The 18487-nt window shown below is 44.4% G+C and carries 15 protein-coding genes and 1 pseudogene; 12 read left to right on the forward strand and 4 right to left on the reverse strand.

The features are described 5' to 3' along the window. The first annotated feature begins 553 nt into the window (after window positions 1-553). The 3 genes from ltrA (at window position 554) to ACO6UY_RS14540 (ending at window position 4198) form a co-directional block, all read left to right on the forward strand. Window positions 554-1879 (forward strand): group II intron reverse transcriptase/maturase, encoded by a 1326-nt coding sequence (gene ltrA, locus ACO6UY_RS14530; protein ID WP_422490377.1) that lies wholly within the window; start codon window positions 554-556, stop codon window positions 1877-1879. A 125-nt stretch (window positions 1880-2004) separates the two neighbouring features. Further along, window positions 2005-3345, forward strand: a complete 1341-nt coding sequence (locus ACO6UY_RS14535) for an AAA family ATPase (RefSeq protein ID WP_422463025.1) — start codon at window positions 2005-2007, stop codon at window positions 3343-3345. Window position 3346: 1 nt separating this feature from the next. Continuing rightward, window positions 3347-4198 carry a DUF4435 domain-containing protein gene (locus ACO6UY_RS14540; RefSeq protein WP_422463024.1) on the forward strand — a complete coding sequence of 284 codons (852 nt, stop codon included), beginning with the start codon at window positions 3347-3349 and terminating at the stop codon, window positions 4196-4198. Window positions 4199-4267: 69 nt separating this feature from the next. On the opposite strand, the gene ACO6UY_RS14545 is transcribed toward ACO6UY_RS14540, so the two are convergent. Continuing rightward, complete coding sequence (locus ACO6UY_RS14545) at window positions 4268-4612, reverse strand: group II intron maturase-specific domain-containing protein (RefSeq protein WP_422463022.1); 345 nt, start codon at window positions 4610-4612, stop codon at window positions 4268-4270. A gap of 196 nt (window positions 4613-4808) precedes the next feature. Here ACO6UY_RS14545 and ACO6UY_RS14550 point away from each other — a divergent pair, with 196 nt between their 5' ends. Both ACO6UY_RS14550 and ACO6UY_RS14555 read left to right on the forward strand, forming a co-directional pair. Further along, on the forward strand, window positions 4809-5009 hold the full coding sequence (locus tag ACO6UY_RS14550; RefSeq protein WP_422463020.1) for a DUF4160 domain-containing protein: 201 nt from the start codon (window positions 4809-4811) through the stop codon (window positions 5007-5009). An 8-nt stretch (window positions 5010-5017) separates the two neighbouring features. Next, a complete protein-coding gene (locus ACO6UY_RS14555; RefSeq protein WP_422463018.1) occupies window positions 5018-5278 on the forward strand; it encodes a DUF2442 domain-containing protein in 261 nt (86 codons plus the stop codon). A gap of 267 nt (window positions 5279-5545) precedes the next feature. Here ACO6UY_RS14555 and ACO6UY_RS14560 read toward each other — a convergent pair. Then, window positions 5546-5767: pseudogene (locus tag ACO6UY_RS14560) on the reverse strand (transposase); the annotation flags it as partial. Window positions 5768-5773: 6 nt separating this feature from the next. On the opposite strand from ACO6UY_RS14560, the gene ACO6UY_RS14565 reads away from it, so the two are divergent. The 3 genes from ACO6UY_RS14565 (at window position 5774) to ACO6UY_RS14575 (ending at window position 7866) form a co-directional block, all read left to right on the forward strand. Beyond that, window positions 5774-6325 carry a cold shock domain-containing protein gene (locus tag ACO6UY_RS14565; RefSeq protein WP_422490379.1) on the forward strand — a complete coding sequence of 184 codons (552 nt, stop codon included), beginning with the start codon at window positions 5774-5776 and terminating at the stop codon, window positions 6323-6325. 172 nt (window positions 6326-6497) lie between these two features. Continuing rightward, window positions 6498-7118, forward strand: a complete 621-nt coding sequence (locus ACO6UY_RS14570; protein ID WP_422463015.1) for a helix-turn-helix domain-containing protein — start codon at window positions 6498-6500, stop codon at window positions 7116-7118. Window positions 7119-7338: 220 nt separating this feature from the next. After that, window positions 7339-7866: a type II toxin-antitoxin system RelB/DinJ family antitoxin gene (locus tag ACO6UY_RS14575; RefSeq protein WP_422463013.1), complete on the forward strand. Its 528-nt coding sequence runs from the start codon at window positions 7339-7341 to the stop codon at window positions 7864-7866. 671 nt (window positions 7867-8537) lie between these two features. On the opposite strand, the gene ACO6UY_RS14580 is transcribed toward ACO6UY_RS14575, so the two are convergent. Both ACO6UY_RS14580 and ACO6UY_RS14585 read right to left on the reverse strand, forming a co-directional pair. Then, complete coding sequence (locus ACO6UY_RS14580; RefSeq protein WP_422490380.1) at window positions 8538-8963, reverse strand: hypothetical protein; 426 nt, start codon at window positions 8961-8963, stop codon at window positions 8538-8540. A 301-nt stretch (window positions 8964-9264) separates the two neighbouring features. After that, window positions 9265-9693, reverse strand: a complete 429-nt coding sequence (locus ACO6UY_RS14585) for an IS1096 element passenger TnpR family protein (protein WP_422463007.1) — start codon at window positions 9691-9693, stop codon at window positions 9265-9267. Between the two features lie 250 nt (window positions 9694-9943). Here ACO6UY_RS14585 and dptF point away from each other — a divergent pair, with 250 nt between their 5' ends. From dptF to ACO6UY_RS14605, 4 genes are read left to right on the forward strand one after another with little or no spacing between them, the layout of a single operon-like run. Next, on the forward strand, window positions 9944-11536 hold the full coding sequence (dptF, locus tag ACO6UY_RS14590; RefSeq protein ID WP_422490382.1) for a DNA phosphorothioation-dependent restriction protein DptF: 1593 nt from the start codon (window positions 9944-9946) through the stop codon (window positions 11534-11536). After that, window positions 11533-12885: a DNA phosphorothioation-dependent restriction protein DptG gene (gene dptG / locus ACO6UY_RS14595; RefSeq protein WP_422490384.1), complete on the forward strand. Its 1353-nt coding sequence runs from the start codon at window positions 11533-11535 to the stop codon at window positions 12883-12885. The genes dptF and dptG overlap by 4 nt, the downstream gene beginning before the upstream one ends. After that, window positions 12866-17980 (forward strand): DNA phosphorothioation-dependent restriction protein DptH, encoded by a 5115-nt coding sequence (gene dptH, locus ACO6UY_RS14600; RefSeq protein ID WP_422490386.1) that lies wholly within the window; start codon window positions 12866-12868, stop codon window positions 17978-17980. Before dptG ends, dptH begins: the two co-directional genes overlap by 20 nt. Further along, window positions 17980-18423, forward strand: a complete 444-nt coding sequence (locus tag ACO6UY_RS14605; RefSeq protein ID WP_422463000.1) for a hypothetical protein — start codon at window positions 17980-17982, stop codon at window positions 18421-18423. The genes dptH and ACO6UY_RS14605 overlap by 1 nt, the downstream gene beginning before the upstream one ends. Window positions 18424-18487 lie beyond the last annotated feature (64 nt).

The raw sequence follows: 18487 nt of genomic DNA on the forward strand, positions 1-18487 counted from the left end.
TCAGCAGGCGTCTTTACCGCCAGTCAGATGTAGGTTCTCCCACAGGGGACTTTCACCCCATCAGTTCATGCCCATGCCGGGCGTACCAAAAAAATTCCAGGGGACGCCTACGGCGCCCCTGAATTTGGCGTGTGTGCCGAGCATGGCACTTAACTCGAGAGGTGAAAGTCCTCTTACCAGGTATTCGCAGAGCCGAAGGTTAGCGAAAGGGCAAGGGCGTTGCCGTGAGGCAGGGTCTGAAGGAAGCCCAACGCAAAATCGCGGGGCGACGAACAGAAACCCAATATGAGGTGTGACGTATTCGGGGCCAGTGGGCACGTGACCATTAAGCCCTCCATCTGCAATCGGGATACGTTTTATAAATTGGGCGTCTACGCGAGGAAAGTTAAGTGTCTTACCTCGAGAGGTCTGCACTGTGTTAATGGATGAACTGAGAGCGGAGCAATCCGCTGTGATCGCAGTGCAGAAGTCAGCAGACGGCATAGTAGGTGGTCTCTTGCCACTGAAGGCCAGAACAAATCCTGGAAAGTAATCATCGGGGAAGTGATTTCGGATGGCATCTGTTAAACAACTGTCGTTGTCTCTGGATACACCAGAGGGTGAACCGGAAACGGGAGACCCGATTGAACCAAAATCCACCTTTTGTTCATCTTTGATGGTGCGGGTACTGGACAGGAATAATCTGGTACGTGCACTGAAACAGGTTCAACGTAATAAAGGAGCCGCTGGCGTCGATGGCATGACCGTTGACGAACTTCCACATTTCCTGAAACAGTACTGGCCGATAATCCGGCAGCAATTGATAGAAGGAGTCTACCGCCCAAAACCCGTTCTGCGAGTGGAAATCCCCAAACCGGATGGACGCAAACGCAAGCTGGGTATCCCTACCGTTCTGGATCGACTGATACAGCAAGCGATTGCCCAGATTATGCAGGAAGAGTGGGATGGTAAATTCCATAACAACAGTTATGGTTTCCGTCCCCATCGGAATGCACATCAGGCTATCTGCCATGTACAGTCAGTTATACGGAATGGATATAACTGGGTTGTGGACTGTGATCTTGAGGCGTTCTTTGATCATGTAAACCATGATTTATTAATGACACAGCTCAAGGCTCACCATAAGGATGCTACGCTGCTACGATTGATCAACCGATACCTGAAAGTCGGTGTCTGTATTAACGGAATAAAACAAGCCAGTTTGAAAGGTGTACCACAAGGCGGCCCACTGTCGCCTGTTCTTTCAAATATAGTGTTGAACAATCTGGACTGGGAACTGGAAAAGCGAAACCTCAAGTTTGCTCGCTATGCTGATGATTGTGTGGCACTCGTCAGCAGTAAAGCAGCGGGTGAACGCGTGATGAAAAGCCTGCAACGCTTTGTTGGAGAATCACTGCGACTCACAGTGAATACCCAGAAAAGCGCAGTAGGCCGACCTTGGGAGCGCAGCTTCCTTGGATTTACGTTCAGTCGGCGGGAGTTAAAAGTAAAAGTCAGTGATAAAGCGTTGACCAAACTGAAAACGACCGTTAAACAACTGAGCCGTCGAACGAGAGGCCATTCAATCATCCGGATTATTGCAGAGTTTAGTAAATCCCTGCTTGGTTGGAAAGCGTATTTCGATATTGCCGAAATACTGAGTCCTCTGCGAGATTTGGACAAATGGATTCGACGACGATTACGGTGTTATATCCTAAAGCAATGGGGCAGCAAAGGCTACCGAATGTTGAGGCGTCTGGGAGTAAGTCGTTTCCTTGCGTGGAATACGGCAAAATCAGCTCATGGACCTTGGCGGTTGAGTGGTAGTCCGGCGTTAACCCGAGCATTGCCAAATAGATATTTCAAGAACCTTGGGTTGCCAGAACTGGCAGCAAGATGAATACAGAGTGATTTGAACCGCGATGCTACGTGATCCGTATGGCTCGTGGTGTGGGAGGAGCAGAGTCGTGAGGCTCTGCCCTATCCCGATTAGCACACTGCCAATTAACAATTGAGAGAGTTAAGATGATAGTGAAAAACTTTATAGCCAAAAATGTATATGGCTATCTTGATTTTAATATTAAATTTAAGAATGGAATTAGTTTTCTTGTAGGTGGTAATGGTTCAGGAAAAACAACAGCATTGAAACTAATGAATGCATTGGTTACACCCAGCTTCAAAGAACTCTTACTTATTATATATGATAGAATTGAACTCGAGATTGAGTTTAAAGGGGAAAAAATTCTTATAACATCAGAAACAATTGGTGATGAGAAAACGTTGAAAATAAGCTCAATAGGCGATGTGATTGTATTTAGAAGTTATCTCGACTTTGAATTCGATCAATTTGTTAGGGGGTCTGAAAAATTTGATAGTGTTGTAGAGACAATAAATAGAGAATATTCAAACCATGAGATAATTCAAAAAATCACAGAAATCCCAACGCCGATATTCTTAGGGTTAGATAGAAGGAATGATATTGTTGCTGATAACAGTACAGATTATTATCACGAGAAAGAGCGTTGGTTGTTTGAGTCAAGTAAAAGGGCGAGATCAGCAAGACGACTTATAAAAGGATCGCTTGGTTATAGTTTAATGGAAATTGAATTCTTAGTTCAAAGTTCTTACAAGAGGTTAAGAGTTCTAGAGGAAAGGCAATCTGAAAAACTTCGTGATGAAATTCTAGCTTCAACTTTTGAATATAATGGTTTAGATTCTTTAGATTTGTCTATGGAATCAATAAACTGGAGTGAAAGGACTAAGCTAATTAAACGAAAAAAGGAAATTAAAGACGCTCTTTCAAAAATTGGCATAAAAGGATCACGTTTGAGTAAAGAGCTTGATAAATTCTTTGAAAACTTGGATCGATTAATCGGTCTGCTGTCAGATGGTGATAAGGGTTTCCACCTAGAGTGGTTAATGAATAAAGCGCAAATCGAACGAATTTCAAAAATTGTTGATATTATCGATGAACATAAATCAAAAGTTGATAATCTGTTTAAGCCGATAAATGATTTCGTTTCTACGATTAATGATTTTTATTCTGATTCGAGGAAGGAAATAGTAATAGATCCAGTTGGGCAAATATTCTTTAAACGTTTGAATGGTGATAAGTGTACAATTGAAAGTCTGTCATCTGGAGAAAGACAATTACTTGTAATCTTTGCTCATGCATTCTTAAACCTTGGTAATAAGAAAAATAATGTATTCATTATTGATGAACCAGAGCTTTCACTACATCTAAGATGGCAGGAAAAATTTTCTGAAATTATTGAAGGCTTAAGTACAAAGTCACAATTTATTATGGCTACACACTCGCCAGAGATTGTAGGTGGATTAAAATCTAATGTGGTGAAGTGTAGATAAAATGTCTTTAGAAAGAAATAGTCAGTCTCAATCAGCAAAATCAGTTTTCTTTGAAGAGTTTAATGATATTGATGTTTATATAGAAGATACTGCTCATGGTTATGAAAAGGTATTTTCGATTATCCTTTCCAGAATATTATGTGACCAATTTAAAATAGAGAAGGTTTTTCCATTAGGTGGTCGTCGAGAAGTTATTGAACACCATAGAATAGAATATAAAGAATCAAACCGGCAAAGTCTGTATATTGTGGATGGTGACTTGTTTATATTATCAAAAGAATCCTTAGATAATAAACCTGGGCTTTATGTTTTACCATTTTATTGTATTGAAAATGTTTTGATTGATGAAAAAGCACTTTTAGTACTTTTAGATGAAGAAGAATCAATAAAAGATTTGTCTGAAATGGCGGAAGAATTCAATTATTCCGAGTGGTTAGATGTAAACGAACCGCTTCTATATGAATTATTCGTTGAATATGCAATATCGTTCAAGATAAACCCATCTGAACAAACAACAGCTTATGAAGTTAAAAAACTAGTAAGTGACAATAAAGGTAATCTCAATTCTGAAAAAGTAAAGGCTAGAATTTTTGAGCTAAAAGAGAAAACTATTGCTTCGAGTGACTATGAAACTTATATAGAAGCTAGAAATGAAATGCTGGATATATTTGAACAGTCATCATTAAGTAAGTTAGATGTTGTTTCAGCTAAAGATTATATATTCCCTTTGCTTTGGACACGGTTCAAGTCAATTGTTACTACAAGAATCAGCAATATTAATTTTAGGCAAAGGCTTGCTAGGCACTGTGACTTATCAAAAATTGAAGATATAGGAAATCAAATCGTGTGCTAATTTGGGTAAGGGCTGGTCTTTCTCCAACCCTCCCCACAGCACCCGGCATGCGGGTCCGCACCGGGTGGTTCAACGATGATGGTGAAACCTGATCCATAAGTCTTTTAATGAAACAAGCCCAATTTTCGCGAGGTAATTGTTATTCAGTGCCTGTTGTACCGCATAAGTTTTACTCAGACGGTAATACCCTTTGCTGCTGGCTGCGATCTTGGCGGCGTTCACTTTATCAACGCCTAACCTGACCAGATGCTTAAAACGGGTTTTCGGCTTGCGCCATTGCTTCAGAAAGCAGCAACGGATTCGCCGACGTATCCATTGATCCAGCAGGGGAATTGGTCGGTAATATTCCGATAACCGGAAATAACCCATCCAACCCCGGATATATTGTGCCAGTTTGTGTAACCGATGTTGCATTGAGACATCCGATTGTACGCCAAGTTTTGGGCTGCTTAACAGGGCGTTAGGTGCTCGTGCAAAACCCGCTGAATATCTGTATTCGATAGAGTATAATTGGGTATGATTTTGATTTAAGGGTGTCCAAATGCCAACAATATCAATGTTTTATGGTTTGATTGTCCGTATGTATTATTTCGATAATCAGTAACACAATATGCTTCACATCCATGTGCATTATCAGGATTGCAGTGCAATTATTGAGATCCCGACAGGAGGTGTCTTGGAAGGAAGTCTGCCAAAAAACAAACAGAAATTGGTTGATGCCTGGATTGAAATTCATAAGGAAAGTCTTATGGCCAACTGGGATTTGGCTATTAATAGTGATTCGGTATTCAAGATTGATCCTTTAAAGTAGGTGTAAATATGAATCCATCTGTTAAATCTGTTCAAGCTCTAGAGAATTATAAGTTGAGGGTTGAGTTTGAAAATGACGAATTCAAAGATTTTGATGTCACGCCTTTTTTAGAAAAAGGTGTTTTTTCTGAACTTAAAGATGACTCTTATTTTAAGCAGGTCAGAGTAGCTTTTGGCTCAGTAGAATGGCCTAATGAGCAAGATTTCAGCAAAGATACTCTTTATCTTCTTGGTATTTCAGTGAGTCCAGCTCAAACAAAACATCGATAACGCACCTAACGAATAAGGATAGATTGCGCCTAGCCGCAATCTTATCCTGTTGTTGCACAAGCCCGGGTTGAATTCTGGTGAGGAAGGTCTATTGAAGTTTACTTTTCTGGCGGATCTTGAATCAGAGCGTTTTTTCAGAACGCTATTTATTCAGGATGAGTGTCTCCCGACCACTGCATTACGGTAGTCTGGGGTATGTCATATCTGTCTGGCTGAGCTTACTTTTTCTCCCTGTTTGTGAATGGCGGTATTTGTTGCTGTGGCAACTCAGGTCGGTTTCAGGAAGCTGAACGCAATGTGCTTCATCGCTGCGCCGCAATGCCTGCATTTGAATTGCGGACGAATCACGGGTTCTACTGCTTTGACCATGACGTGTAAAACCAGTTGCACCAGTGATAATTGTTTTTTGGCGTTGCTGTGTAAAAATCCATAATCCCGCAATCGTCGAAATCGCCTGGGTAATACATGTTTCAGTACCAGCCACAGGAAGTATTGATGCACAAAGGCCGTATAAAAACATGGAACGATAAACGGGGCTTCGGCTTTATCCAATCCGATGAACTGCCAAAAGATGTCTTCGTTCATATCTCAGCACTGAAAGGTATGGCCAGAAAACCGAGAGTGGGTGACATTATCCACTTTCAGGTTGAAAACCAGGATAACGGAAAACTCAAGGCGATCCACTGCTCCATCGAAGGGGTTGCGAAGGTGGTATCTTCACCACGAAAGCCTCGACCCCATATTCGCCGGAAAAAGCCGGGTTTTATTCGAAAGCTATTGCCTGCTGCAGTAATTATCGCCGTAGTATTCGGTTATCAGAAGCTGGCGACCAGTAGCGGCTCTGTTCCAGAACCTCAAGCAGTTATGTCACTGTTTGAGTCCTCATCGTCCAGTGATACTGCCAGGTTTAGTTGCAGTGGCAAAACCCATTGCTCCCAAATGACTTCCTGTGAAGAAGCCACCTTTTACCAGGATAATTGCCCTGGCACCAATATGGACGGTGACCGTGATGGCATACCTTGTGAAAGGCAGCTGTGCAATCAATAAATCACAATGCTAATAAATAGACCGTAGCATCACCTGTGAACCTTCCCTGTTTCAAGAGTAAAAGCAATCCACCTCGAGACCATCAGCCAATAAAACATACTACATCAAGTCAGTATCGAAACTCAATCCAACCTGTCTGGCGAAAGCCTGTTATAGCCAGAGGCAATGAATCATGAATAAAACTTTTGCAGACCGTCTGGCCACGGCCATGAAACTGAAGGGAATAAAAACCGCCAGCGCCCTGTCCCGTGACACAGGCATCGAGCGCAGCTACATGTACCGCCTGGCCAGTGGCAAGATTGATAATCCGCACAAATATGTGGAACGGCTGGCGGTGGCCACCGGTGTCTCCAGCCATTGGCTGAGCACGGGGGTGGGGGATCCTTACGACCCGGAACCGGAGAAACCCAAAGAGCCGTCAGCAAATGCGACCATGCTCACCCATGTAACCGTTGTACCGCCGGAAGGGGATTGGTATGAAGTGACGGCCCGTGTGCCGGATGTATTTGTCAGCCAGCAACACAAGCCCCGGGATAAGAAACTCTATGAGTATTACTATGTGCCGGAAACCATCGAGTGTTTTACTGGTTTCACTCTATTGGTGGTCGAGCGGGAGTTACGACCAGGGCCCGGTATGTTTCTGGCCCTGCGTGAAGAGAATGGTAAAAAGCAGTTGTGCAGTTTTCTGGTCAGTTATAAAGGGCTGGATCAGCGCAGTACCCGCGCGCCGGATATGCAGACCATCGGACGGGTGCGGATTATGGATTACTGGGAATTGGAAATTAAGAAATAGGTACAGGTTTCCTGCATCAGGCTGGTAACCAAAGGATAGTTGTTACTTTATTAAACAGAATAACAAAAGCGTAATCACAGTTTTATTATTTATACAGCCCGCTAATAAATACTGAAGAACTTCAGGTAGCAATCACGCACAGATAAACATAGCCGTAACTTCAGGTTCTAGCTGTTCATGCAACATGCTTTATCCAGATTAGCCATTATAGGTAATACTGATGAGTAAAGATCCAAATTTTACAGATCAAATGATTAATTTAAATATCAGAATTTCAAAGAACTTGAAAGAGGGGTCGGCCTCAATATTACAAGGCATGGGGATTAATCAATCACAATACGTAAGAGATGCTTTGCAATATGTGATCAACCATAATTTACTACCGTGGCAAGTAAAAAATGCGAATAGTGTTTTTAATAAATATTTGACAATTCGGAATGATGTGAATGTTGCGATTGTTGATGCTTCATCTGGTTCCATCTTGGATTCTCAGCAGGTGTTAAAAATTTGTGCAAAGTTGGATGATATTCAGCTCTATGGAATTAGTATTCTTGATGGGTATTTTGCTCAGGGTGTTACATCTATCCCTTTATGTAAACTGAATAGTCTTCTCACTCAGCTGGCAAGTTTGTTCAGGCATAATGGTATTGATGTCGGGCATGGGTGGCGGTATGAGAAAGTGGCAACTAAACGTATGACAGATTTGTTTGATCTTATCAATGAGACAATAGCCGAAAATAACCTGTAATAGCTTTACAGATTGTCTATTATGTAAAGTCTTTACAAAATCTAGATTTGTGTTGACGAGAAAGCTGTTGAAATGTACTGTGGAAGTATCATGATCCTTGGTCTGGAGTGAGAATCAGGTTTGATCTTTCGCATATCAGTAAAGATTACCATTCAACTCCATTGTTCTGGTCTACAGGGAACTGAGGTAGTGGGATCATGCATGCAAGAAGCTCTCAAATGTTCCATTTTAGAGTGTTTATGATGTGCATCAGTATCAATTGATGCATAGCGTTTGATCATATGGAATAACAAACAAAAAGACGGAGAAAAGTGATCATGTTAAAAGACCAGAAAATGACCAGTGCTGAAAAGATTTCGATTGTGTTTGAAAGAATTCTCCCAGAAATTCTTGCCCTAACTGCCCCGGAACGAAGCATGTTGTTTCGGAAGTTAAAAAAGCTATTTGTAATCAGGCTGTGACTACCCCGCTACTCCAAGTTAAACAAGTGTCCGGTTATTGTTATTAACTGCAAATAAGCCGGTATTCTTCAGCTTATATGCGCTTGACGGTAAACTTTTGTATGCCTATTTTTCGAAGCACTACGAACTCCCTCCGCTGAATTATAGGTTTCAATTGGGCCTCTATACTGCAAATGGGTGACACAGCCATAAAGCTACAGTGGCACCCATTCAAAAAGGCACCTTCTCATCATCACCATCCCACTCCCAGATTGCCAGATCACTCTCTGATGGCTCAATATCCAGGCAATCATCATCCGTCTGTATATACTCCCACAGTTCATTCTGATGCAGCCAGATGGGGTCAGCGCTGCGGAGCATGGCTTCCCGTTCCGCAAATGCTTCAAGGGTATCCTCTCTTTTAATCCGTACCCGCTTGCCGTTGATAAAAATCCACTGGTATTTCTTCCGGCGTTCCGCCCTGGCGGCTTTAGGGATTCTTTTCTGTTCAGCAGTCAGCTTTTTTTTTACTTTAGGCATGTGAATCGTCCCTTCTTTAATCGCCCGAACAATCTCCTCCTCAGTCAGGCCAAATTCCTTCGCTGCATTCTTATGGCTCAGGGTGGCACCTGGTGCTGTCCACTGGATATCGGGCATCGGGTCATACCTTGGCAAAATGATTTTAATGGATGTTTGAGAGTCGGGGTTCCTCTTTGAATGAGCCCAGGAATAAAGACGCGACCTCACTTTTTCCAGAATAAGTCTGTGGGTAAGTTGTTGACAGGTTGTGTTTATACTGTCAGTACTTTGTTATAACCCGTTGCAGTAGCTGCCTGTAGAATTATTATCCCCTGTTTCAGTTATCCGGAATTTATGTGGAAAAGATTGTGGATAAACCGTTAGGGGATAAAGGCAGCCTTTCAGACAGGCGGGGTAAGAATAATTGGTTAAATATTGATCAATAAAAATCCTCATATTCCGGATACTGCTCCGGCGCTTCACCTTTACGTTCGATCATCTGGGTATCAGGCGTACTCTCCTCACTGTCGTGCATGACCACGATGTCAAACTCCCAGTTATCACCATAATCAAAGACAAAGGTGATTTTCATTCCCGGAACCGGTTCAAGTTGACACAGCCGGGTTTCAGTCACGCAGGCATCGCAAAAATCCACCGCTGGATGACCAATCATCTGGTCGGCACCAAATGGGCTCAGATACTGAAAGTGATAAAGGTGGTCACAATCAAAATCAAAGGCGTCAAGGATGGCTTCTGCCAGATCTTCAAGCAGGTGGTCAGCGGATACCCGTGGATATCTCCAATAATGTCGTACATTTTTATTCTCGTTGGTAACTGGACTAGAAGAGGTTACTACAAAAATATCCAAATACAGGATTTGTCAGAAAATTCAGGTGCATTCATCACTCGGGCAATCAATATAGACCCTATTGTCGTATAGCAGGTACAATCATTCGTCTTAAAAAATTTCTCTCTGAGCCACCGAAAAAGATGCTCTCCCTCAGTTTTAAAAGACTGTGGTCAAATTTCATCGGCGGTAGCGTGCTTTTTTTGAAACAGTCTTGTCACCGGCGACCCGACTTGTATTAACCCGACTCTTCCAACTCAGTACCTGAATAATGAACCTCCGAACACTGCTGGATACTCTGTCCCGGTCTTCGGCCCAGGCCGTGAGTACATTAGGTAACTCAAGCGGCAATCCGGTCAAAGACTATCTCTATATTAAAACGGCGATAGAGAGCGCTTTTCAGTCTGCCATTAAGCAGGCAACATCCCCTGAAAAAATCATCTTTCTCTGTGGTTCCAGTGGTGATGGTAAGTCAGAAATCCTGACCCGCTACTATAAGCAATACTCCTCTATGTTAAACTTTCACCTTGATGCTACCCACAGTTTTCAGCCGGATATGTCGGCTATGGAGACACTGGATCAGGTTTTTGTTGATCATAAGCATAGCGATAAACCGTTGGTGGTGGGCATTAACATCGGTATGTTGGGCAACTATGCCGAGGAAGGCGCGGAAGAGCATGGGGCAATCATCGACTCTATCAGGGCATTTCTTGATGATAAGTATGATGAAATCTCACCAGAGCATGTCTTTCTGAACTTTGAAGATTTTCCGAAGTTTGAGCCGGAAAATGATCAGATTGTTGCGCCGTTTATACAGGATCTGCTGACTAAAATAACCCAGCCGACCCAGGATAACCCTTTCTATGCAGCCTGGCAGCGTGAAGTGGCAACCATGTCAGGTATTTTGTACGTCAATTATCGTTTATTGCAGTACACGGAAATACAGCAGGTCATTATTCGCACGCTGTTGAAGGTGCGGCTGAAGTACGAGCAGTTTTTAACCGCACGAACCTTGCTGGATTTTGTACACCAGTTGCTAACCGGTCCGGGTCATCTGTTTGATAACCTGTTTACCAGCAGAGCTACAGAGCTGGCGAAGGCTCTGGCGCACTTTGATCCTTGTACTATCCGATCCAAGGATATCGATCTGTTCCTGGTTCAGAAATCACTAAATATTGCCAATCCTGAGTTTAACGCCTTTCAGGAAGGGGTCAGTGATCTTGTTATTCGCGAAGAAATGAGCACCGGTTCCTGGATTCGTTTTTTCTATCTGATTCAGGATCTGGATCTGTCGAATAACTACCATCATCGCTTCGTAGACGATTTCAGAAGTCAGCTGTATGAACAGTACATACAAGTATGGTTGCTCCATCAACAATACACTGGCGCAAGTGCTGAGAAGAAGGCCCTGCGAGAGTTTTATCGTAAGGGAATCCTGGAAGCGCTATTCCGTTTTGCAAACCGTTTTGCACCTGAGCTGACCAGTAGGAACCAATTGTTTCTGGCTGAATACAATGGCTATCAGCTATCAACCCGGGCAGACATAAAAGAGAGTTTGAAGCGTATTGGCGACTACAAGCCTAAGCGCCTGGGTTACTTTGAAGCGTTGTTGAAGCTGGATGATGATGACCTGCCACCGGTTCCGGTCAGCTCCAACTTTCTCGATCTTATCCTGAAAATTAACAGTGGCTATCGGCCTAACAAGCACGACAAAAACAATATTGTCATCCTTGAAGAACTGATAGACGACATTACCCGCAGAGTAAGAGGCACAGATAAGCTGCATATTCATAAGAATGATCAGCACTGGGTGTTAATCAATGATCAGGATGAAGAAGAGATTATCGTGGAGGGTAGAGAATGAGCTTAATCAGTAGGCTGATTGCCCTGCGTGATACCAAAGTGGCCGATAGCAATGCCCTTAACCACTATCTGCCTATTCGCGGTAAAAACAATACCATCGAATACCGCTCGGTTGCGGGTAATGTTCTGGGAATGTTGATTGGTCGGGAGCTTGACCCTAAACGCTATAGCTGCAACGAGTTTAAAGAGAAGTGCCTTGATGAGTTGGGCGGTCTGTTAACCGATGAAGCCATGCTGGACCATATTGAACAGATGTATTTCCGGAATGATGCGCTTAACAGCGCGTCACCAGAGTTTTTGCTTTTAGGGTGTCTGGGTAGCGAAACAGCCGCCAGTAAAAACCTTGGCAGGATATTCCGGAGTTTTCTTGCCCAGGCAGGTCAACACAGTGAATTGAAAAGTAAGGCCAATTTTATTGAGCAAATTTTCATTAATGTGTTGCAGAACTACCTGACAAAGCCGGGTGGTAAAGATGCCAGTAAAGAGAAAATAGAGCACCCCTATCTCCCTTTTATGACCGAAGCGTTTGTTAAGGACATACACTTCCTGAGCAGTAAAACCGAGTACCTGCTCAGCCACTTTGAAGACTTTCTACAACTGTACAATTTTTTATACTGCGCCCAACTTGCCCTGAATATTCGTAACTGGACCAATGGTGTACCCAAGAGCCAGCTTCTGTACTTTATTCTTGATACCGAAAAAGCAAGTATGGAAAGAAGCCAGATACAACAATATGGTTACAGCTCGCTGTATCGCTCAGTTGGCGCAGTATTTCCCATACTGTCGATGCTGGATAACTTCAATAAACAGGGTGATGGCAGTGCGTTTCCGCTCTGGTCTTATGGAGAAGCACTCAATACTGAGCAGTACGATGCTGATGAGGTCTCCGCCATTCTGGAAGAATATGCAGAAAAGTTTCGGCAAAAAAGACAGATCCAGCCACGTCAGGCAGAAGAAGATACTCCGGTTGGTCAGATGCGCTTGTTAATAAACTACTCGCTGGACCAGTTTGAACCGGTGCGTTACCGGGTAAAAGCCCATCGTCACGAAATACGTGATGCCTATCAAAAGCAGTTTGAAGAACATATTGCCAAACACTTTATGCAGGTACGGGGCCGCTCAGGCAGGGTATTGGTGATGAACCAGGATTATCTGCTGCTACTGACCAATATTGCCATTGGTTCAAAGCGGCAGCTTCGTTTCCAGGAGCTACTGAAAGAGTTCCGCGCCCGTGGCGTTTACTTCGATAAGCAATCTGAAAAAGCCCTGATAACCTTTTTTGAACGGGTCGGTAACGTCGACCGAATGAGTGATAGTGGAGACGCCGTTTATGTCCGTAGCACGATTTGAGCACTTTCTGTTTCAGCGATTGAGCAGTTGGTTGCAGGACCGTATCAGTGCAGGCTCTCGCTATCAGTTTCAGTCTCCGGATGCTGATAATACCAGACGACTGTTTAATGAGCTAAAAGCTAATGTGACCGGCTCTATCACGTTTAAAGGTACCCCCTTACTTTTCATTGAAGTGGGTGGCGTCCGGCTGATTTGTGTGGCCCATGCAGAGAACAGGGAACAACTGCAAGACGGTTTTAATGAGAACTATATTTCGACGCTCCGGGACGAAGTGGCCGGTCAGGGCGGTGACTTTACCGGATGTGCATTGCTGATTATCCACAACAGTCTGCTGGATACCCTGATTAATAGCGCAGATAACCTGGCATCTGAAGGTATGCCATGGTCCGCAGAGTGTATCAAGAATGATCTGGAAGCATTGATCAGTGATCAGCCAAGGCCCAGTAAAGTGCTTCTGTGTCTTTTGCGATGGCAGACAGAAATTCTGGAAGAAGACGGCGGTAGTATGTTCGGCTTCGAGAAATTATTCGATGCCATGACTACCGGTGATCAGCCCGATTTGACCACCATGGGGTTACTGCCTGATGCTGGTATTGCTGAGATGTCCAGCGAAAAACAGATTGAAAAGCGGCTAAAAGAAAACCGTAAACTACATGATGAAATCGACACAGTTGTTCATCATTTCCCGGAAGAACTGGACGAGCGACTGCCTGATTTTGGTGAAAAATTCATCAAAGAACAGTTTAAGGGAGATGATGCCGAAAGCTGGAAGCAGACAGATGTACAAGTCTTTTGGGATGAAGCCGATGTTCAAAGGCAGCAGGGGTTGGATTTTGCAGCCTTGGCTTCAGAGGCCTGTGAGCTGATCGGACCCCGTAATAAAAAAGAGACAGCAGCAGGTAAGCGAGAGAAACATCTGATTCTGGTTGCCAGGCCGGAAGCCAACTCTTTTGACCTCAAGCTGACCTTCCATGGCAAAGAGTTGGAGAAAGGTCAGGTAGTCATCAGCAACAACAAACAACTGAAGGATATTCAGAGTGATATTCTGAAACTGACTGGCTCCAGCACACGCCATGTCAGCATGGTGGCACCATTTACCGGCAAACCAACCTATCTGACCCTGAAAACCAACCGCCCCAGAACCAAAGAGTGTTTTACCTTCCATATTCTGGTGGTGCGCAAAGGTGATTTTTATCTGCCCGCCTTTGAGAACACATTCCTGGTTAACCCGGGCAAAGAGTGCCTGACCCTTCAGACCGAGGATATGAGTTTATTGGTCAACGAAAGCCAGCCAGATACGTTCTATCTGTCTGATAATGAGGGGGAGGCAGATCTCAATATTTACGGAAACGTTAATTATCAGAAGCTCTATGAAGAGTCTGATGAGGTTAACTTTAGCATTCGCAGTGGGCAGCACCGGCTTGCTTTTACCATCGAAGGGGCAGTCAATCAGGAGTTGCTGAAGTTACCGCTATTGATGGATGAAGGGCGCTTTAACCTACTTTTTAATGATAACTACTATGGTCAGTTTATTGAGGCCAAATCTCTTGTTATTATTGATAACAAAGAAGCCAAGATTATAGGCCGCCGACTGACACTGTTACAGCGAGAAGAACTCTTCCTGCAGCTGGACCTGATTACACAGGGAGGGCAGGGCAAGCAGGCCTCAGAGCTGGAATATACAGCACCTAAAATTTACCGGGCCTGGCGTGATCTGACGCAGTATCTGAAAAGCAGAAAAACGCTGTTATCGCTGGCGTCCTGGGGGCCAACACTTACAGAGCTGGTCAGAAACTATGTTAATGCGTGCCTGGATTATCTCAGGGCGATTCCATTGGGACGTAATATCAGCGATACAGACCGGATGATTCTGAAGATTGGTGTGGCGGTGTTTGATGGCAAGGAGTACTTCACGCCTTTTCATCCTCTGGTGCTGTGCTACTACCTGAGTCTGGTTGATGCCATTCAGGCCGATAAAGCTCATCGTTCTTTCAAAAATCTGCCAGAGGTGACCCGTGACCGACTGAACCCTAAAGGGTTATTGCCGTATATCTTTTCAGAATCCAGCAGTTTCAGTTATACCCAGGTGGTGAGTGAAAATTCCTTCTGGCTGGAAATTGTGCCCCAGCAAGAAACCAGTCACAGCTATGTAAGCAAACTGGTGAAAGAGAAAGCCGAAGAGTTCATAAAAACCTTCAGTGAGCTTTTCCGTCAGGTAGATGATGCGCCGCTGCTCATTAACTCGATCAATAATAGCGATAATCGGGAAATCTTCCTGGGTCTGCTCAGTTATTTCCAGGCAGGGTTGCTGAACAGTCGGCACATACACGTCAATCTTTATGATGATGCACTGTGTGAAACGGAGTTTGATCGTTTTGCAGAGATGGGTACCTACGATCAAATCAAGCAGGAATACCGGCTGGATAAAGGCAAGGTACGGGAGAAGGCAGACACCATAATCGAACTGCTAAGAAGTCGATTGTCGTTTTCAAAATTCACCCATGAAGAGAAAAAAAGCCAGAGCTACGCCCACCTCAGCTTTTTCAAAAACAACCAGAAAATCCAGCGGGTCAGTAGCAATATTGATGAGCATATTTCTGGTGTGGCGGCTGATGGTTTGCTTAATGGTGAGTCGTCAGTCAGTGAGCATGGCAGTTACCTAACAGCATTTGGCCTGAATAAGATCAATACAGAAGACAAGCCACAGCTTGAAATGGCGCGTCTATATGGGCGACTGTTGCAGCCATGCAAGGTGCTTAATGAACAGTACCATGAACGTTCATCCATTGGCCTGGCGGTGAGTGATGAGTTCAAAACCCTGTTGGAGCGTTCTTACGACAGCTCTATCTGGACGACCATTGTTGACCCCAAGGTAACTCTGGAGTTTTTCCAGAATGAACAGAACCTGGTGCTGATCCATTACTCTGACCAATACACTAACTCTGCCGGTTACGATGCCATTACCGTGACCCGACAGACCGATCTCTATAAACAGATGCTCAGCCAGCAGGGTGATGAGCTGATCGGTGAGTTTAACGCCTTCAATGGTGAATGGTTGCTGAAAATGGTCACCGACCGGCCAACGGAGCAAAAAGCCAAACTGGGTATTATTGCTGCCTGGAAGCTGATCAGCTCAATGATTTCCGGTTCTGATATCACCTGGGTGCCGATCTCGGTGGCCGAAATGGTGCGAGTCTCTGGCAATATCGGCCTGAAAATGGATAAAGGGGATTTTGCCCGATATCACAAGAGTGGCAAATTCTCCGGCAATATGTCCGACGATATTTTGTTCGCGGGCTTTAAAGATGGTCAGCTTTATTTATTGCCCGTAGAAGTGAAGACCGGTGCCCACAGTAGCGCCTCTCTGGATAAAGCCCAGGAGCAGTGCGAAGCTCTGCAACGTTACCTGGTGGAAGGATTATTCGGGCCGGAAACGCTGGAAGGCAAAATCTACCGAAGCCTGTTTATCCGACAGGTGTTGATGCAGATTGAGAAGTATCAGCTCTATAGCGTATTTGAGAAAAACTACTTTGATGAGTTGCTGGCAGCCAGGGAGCAATGGCTCAGTGGCAGCTATAAGCTGGGAAGTTTGCAGGGTTATCCGGAAGGGATGGTGGTGGCTCACCTCGAAGGTGAAGGCATCTATCAAACCAGTGCTGAGTTGCGAGATAACATCTTGCAACTGATTGTTCCCATGGGCTATCTGGATATGCTGGTGGGCACGCCCCTGGCACAGCTGCAGCCAAAACTGGTTCAGGAAAATAAACTGGGGATTAATCAACAGTGGTTTCTGGGCTCTGGTCTGGCGGCGGTCACTTATGAGCCAGAGGTTGAAGAACCTGAGGTTGATGATGAGGATGAAGAGGCTACCTTTGAACGGCCACCACAGCCTCCTGTGATTGCAGAAGAAGTTGTACCGGTACCGGAAATTTTACCACCGCCGGAACCCGTGGCCGTACAAAATGAAGCTTTGAAAGTTCAGTTTGGCAGCGACAGTATGACCGGGCAGCCGGTCTTTTGGGAGCCCACCAATACGGAGAAGGTCTTCAACCCGAATACCGCCATTATCGGTACCATGGGAACGGGGAAAACCCAGTTCACCAAGAGCCTGATTACCCAGCTGATGCGCAATCAGGACAATAACGTCGATGGTAAACCCCTGGGCATTTTGATCCTGGATTACAAGGCGGACTACATCAAAGAGGATTTTATTCAGGCCACCAATGCCAAAACCTACGATCTGGAAAACCTGCCGTTTAATCCCTTAGCCCTGTTTGGTACCAAACCACGTTTGCCGGTTCATACCGCCAGCCTGTTCCGCTCAACCCTCGCCACAGCCTTTGGCCTGGGTGCCAAACAGCAGAACAAGATTCGCAATGTGGTTATGGAAGCCTATAAGCGTGCCGGTATCGATCCGAATAACAAGGATACCTGGACAAAACCGGCACCGACCATTCAACAAGTGTGGGATGTGTTTGAAGAAGATGAAAAGGTGGAACAGGACAAGCTTTATGCCGTCATGGATGAGTTGATCAGCTTCCAGATCTTTGATCCGGATCCAGGTAACTCACAGTCACTGTACGATATGGTGGATGGTGTAACGGTGATTAATCTTTCCGGTTATGACCCGAATATCCAGAACCTGGTGGCCGGTATTATTCTGGATATTTTCTATAACCAGATGCACCAGCAGGGCAGCTCGAAGATAGACGGCAAATATCGTCAGCTCACCAAAATTGTGCTGGTGGATGAGGCCGATAACTTTATGCGCCAAGACTTTACCAGCTTGCGTATGCTTATGAAAGAGGGCCGGGAGTTTGGTGTGGGTACGATCCTCTCTACCCAGGAGATGGACCACTTCAGGACCAGTGATAATGACTTTTCAAGTTATATCAACAGCTGGGTTATCCATAAGGTGGCCAAGCTGAAGAAGCAGGATATTCAGACCATATTCAATACACAGGGTAAGTCCGATGAAGAGCGGGTGATGAGTCAGATTCTGCAGTTGGAGAAGCATTACTCGCTGTATATTGGTGGTTCGGATAAAGCTCGGAAGATTAAGGATTTGGCGTTTTGGGAGATTAAAGAGAAGTAATGGAGCTGTATCTTAATGTATGGAAACGTGGCAGCCAGCGAGCGGTGCATAAACCGCTCTTGCTGTTGTATGTGCTGTCGCAATATCAGAAAGGGCATGAGCGGTTTTTTACTTATGCAGAAATCGATAAGCCATTGAAAGAACTTCTTATTGAGTTTGGTCCTTCAAATGCACAAAATACTTCGGTTCCGTTTTGGCGGCTTCAGAATGATAGTTTTTGGGAACTGAAGAATCATGAACAAGTAGTGCCCAACAGTAGTGGTGATGCTAAGAAGTCTGAGCTTATTGAGTATAACGTTGCTGGAGGTTTTATAGAGAGTGTATACAATGCCCTAGTTCAGGATAAAGCTCAGATAGCTCATATTGTTTGCGATTTGCTTGATGAGTACTTTCTACCGAAGGTTCATGGGGTTATTGTTGACAGGTTGGATATCGTAAGCTGAGGTACAAGTTTACCGGGAATTTTGAGTGCTTGCTAATCATGGTGAATCCGTATAACGAGTTAAG

Origin of the sequence: Endozoicomonas sp. ALE010, assembly GCF_049310165.1 — a bacterium.
Classification (GTDB): domain Bacteria; phylum Pseudomonadota; class Gammaproteobacteria; order Pseudomonadales; family Endozoicomonadaceae; genus Endozoicomonas.

Excerpts from the sequence above, each read along its gene's own strand:
- ACO6UY_RS14555 (WP_422463018.1), top strand. The coding sequence starts at position 5,018 with ATGAATCCATCTGTTAAATCTGTTCAAGCTCTAGAGAATTATAAGTTG.
- dptG (WP_422490384.1), top strand. The coding sequence starts at position 11,533 with ATGAGCTTAATCAGTAGGCTGATTGCCCTGCGTGATACCAAAGTGGCC.
- ACO6UY_RS14565 (WP_422490379.1), top strand. The coding sequence starts at position 5,774 with ATGCACAAAGGCCGTATAAAAACATGGAACGATAAACGGGGCTTCGGC.
- ACO6UY_RS14605 (WP_422463000.1), top strand. The coding sequence starts at position 17,980 with ATGGAGCTGTATCTTAATGTATGGAAACGTGGCAGCCAGCGAGCGGTG.
- ACO6UY_RS14540 (WP_422463024.1), top strand. The coding sequence starts at position 3,347 with ATGTCTTTAGAAAGAAATAGTCAGTCTCAATCAGCAAAATCAGTTTTC.
- ACO6UY_RS14550 (WP_422463020.1), top strand. The coding sequence starts at position 4,809 with ATGCTTCACATCCATGTGCATTATCAGGATTGCAGTGCAATTATTGAG.
- ACO6UY_RS14580 (WP_422490380.1), bottom strand. The coding sequence starts at position 8,963 with ATGCCCGATATCCAGTGGACAGCACCAGGTGCCACCCTGAGCCATAAG.
- ACO6UY_RS14545 (WP_422463022.1), bottom strand. The coding sequence starts at position 4,612 with ATGCAACATCGGTTACACAAACTGGCACAATATATCCGGGGTTGGATG.
- ACO6UY_RS14535 (WP_422463025.1), top strand. The coding sequence starts at position 2,005 with ATGATAGTGAAAAACTTTATAGCCAAAAATGTATATGGCTATCTTGAT.
- dptF (WP_422490382.1), top strand. The coding sequence starts at position 9,944 with ATGAACCTCCGAACACTGCTGGATACTCTGTCCCGGTCTTCGGCCCAG.
- ACO6UY_RS14570 (WP_422463015.1), top strand. The coding sequence starts at position 6,498 with ATGAATAAAACTTTTGCAGACCGTCTGGCCACGGCCATGAAACTGAAG.
- ACO6UY_RS14575 (WP_422463013.1), top strand. The coding sequence starts at position 7,339 with ATGAGTAAAGATCCAAATTTTACAGATCAAATGATTAATTTAAATATC.
- dptH (WP_422490386.1), top strand. The coding sequence starts at position 12,866 with ATGTCCGTAGCACGATTTGAGCACTTTCTGTTTCAGCGATTGAGCAGT.
- ltrA (WP_422490377.1), top strand. The coding sequence starts at position 554 with ATGGCATCTGTTAAACAACTGTCGTTGTCTCTGGATACACCAGAGGGT.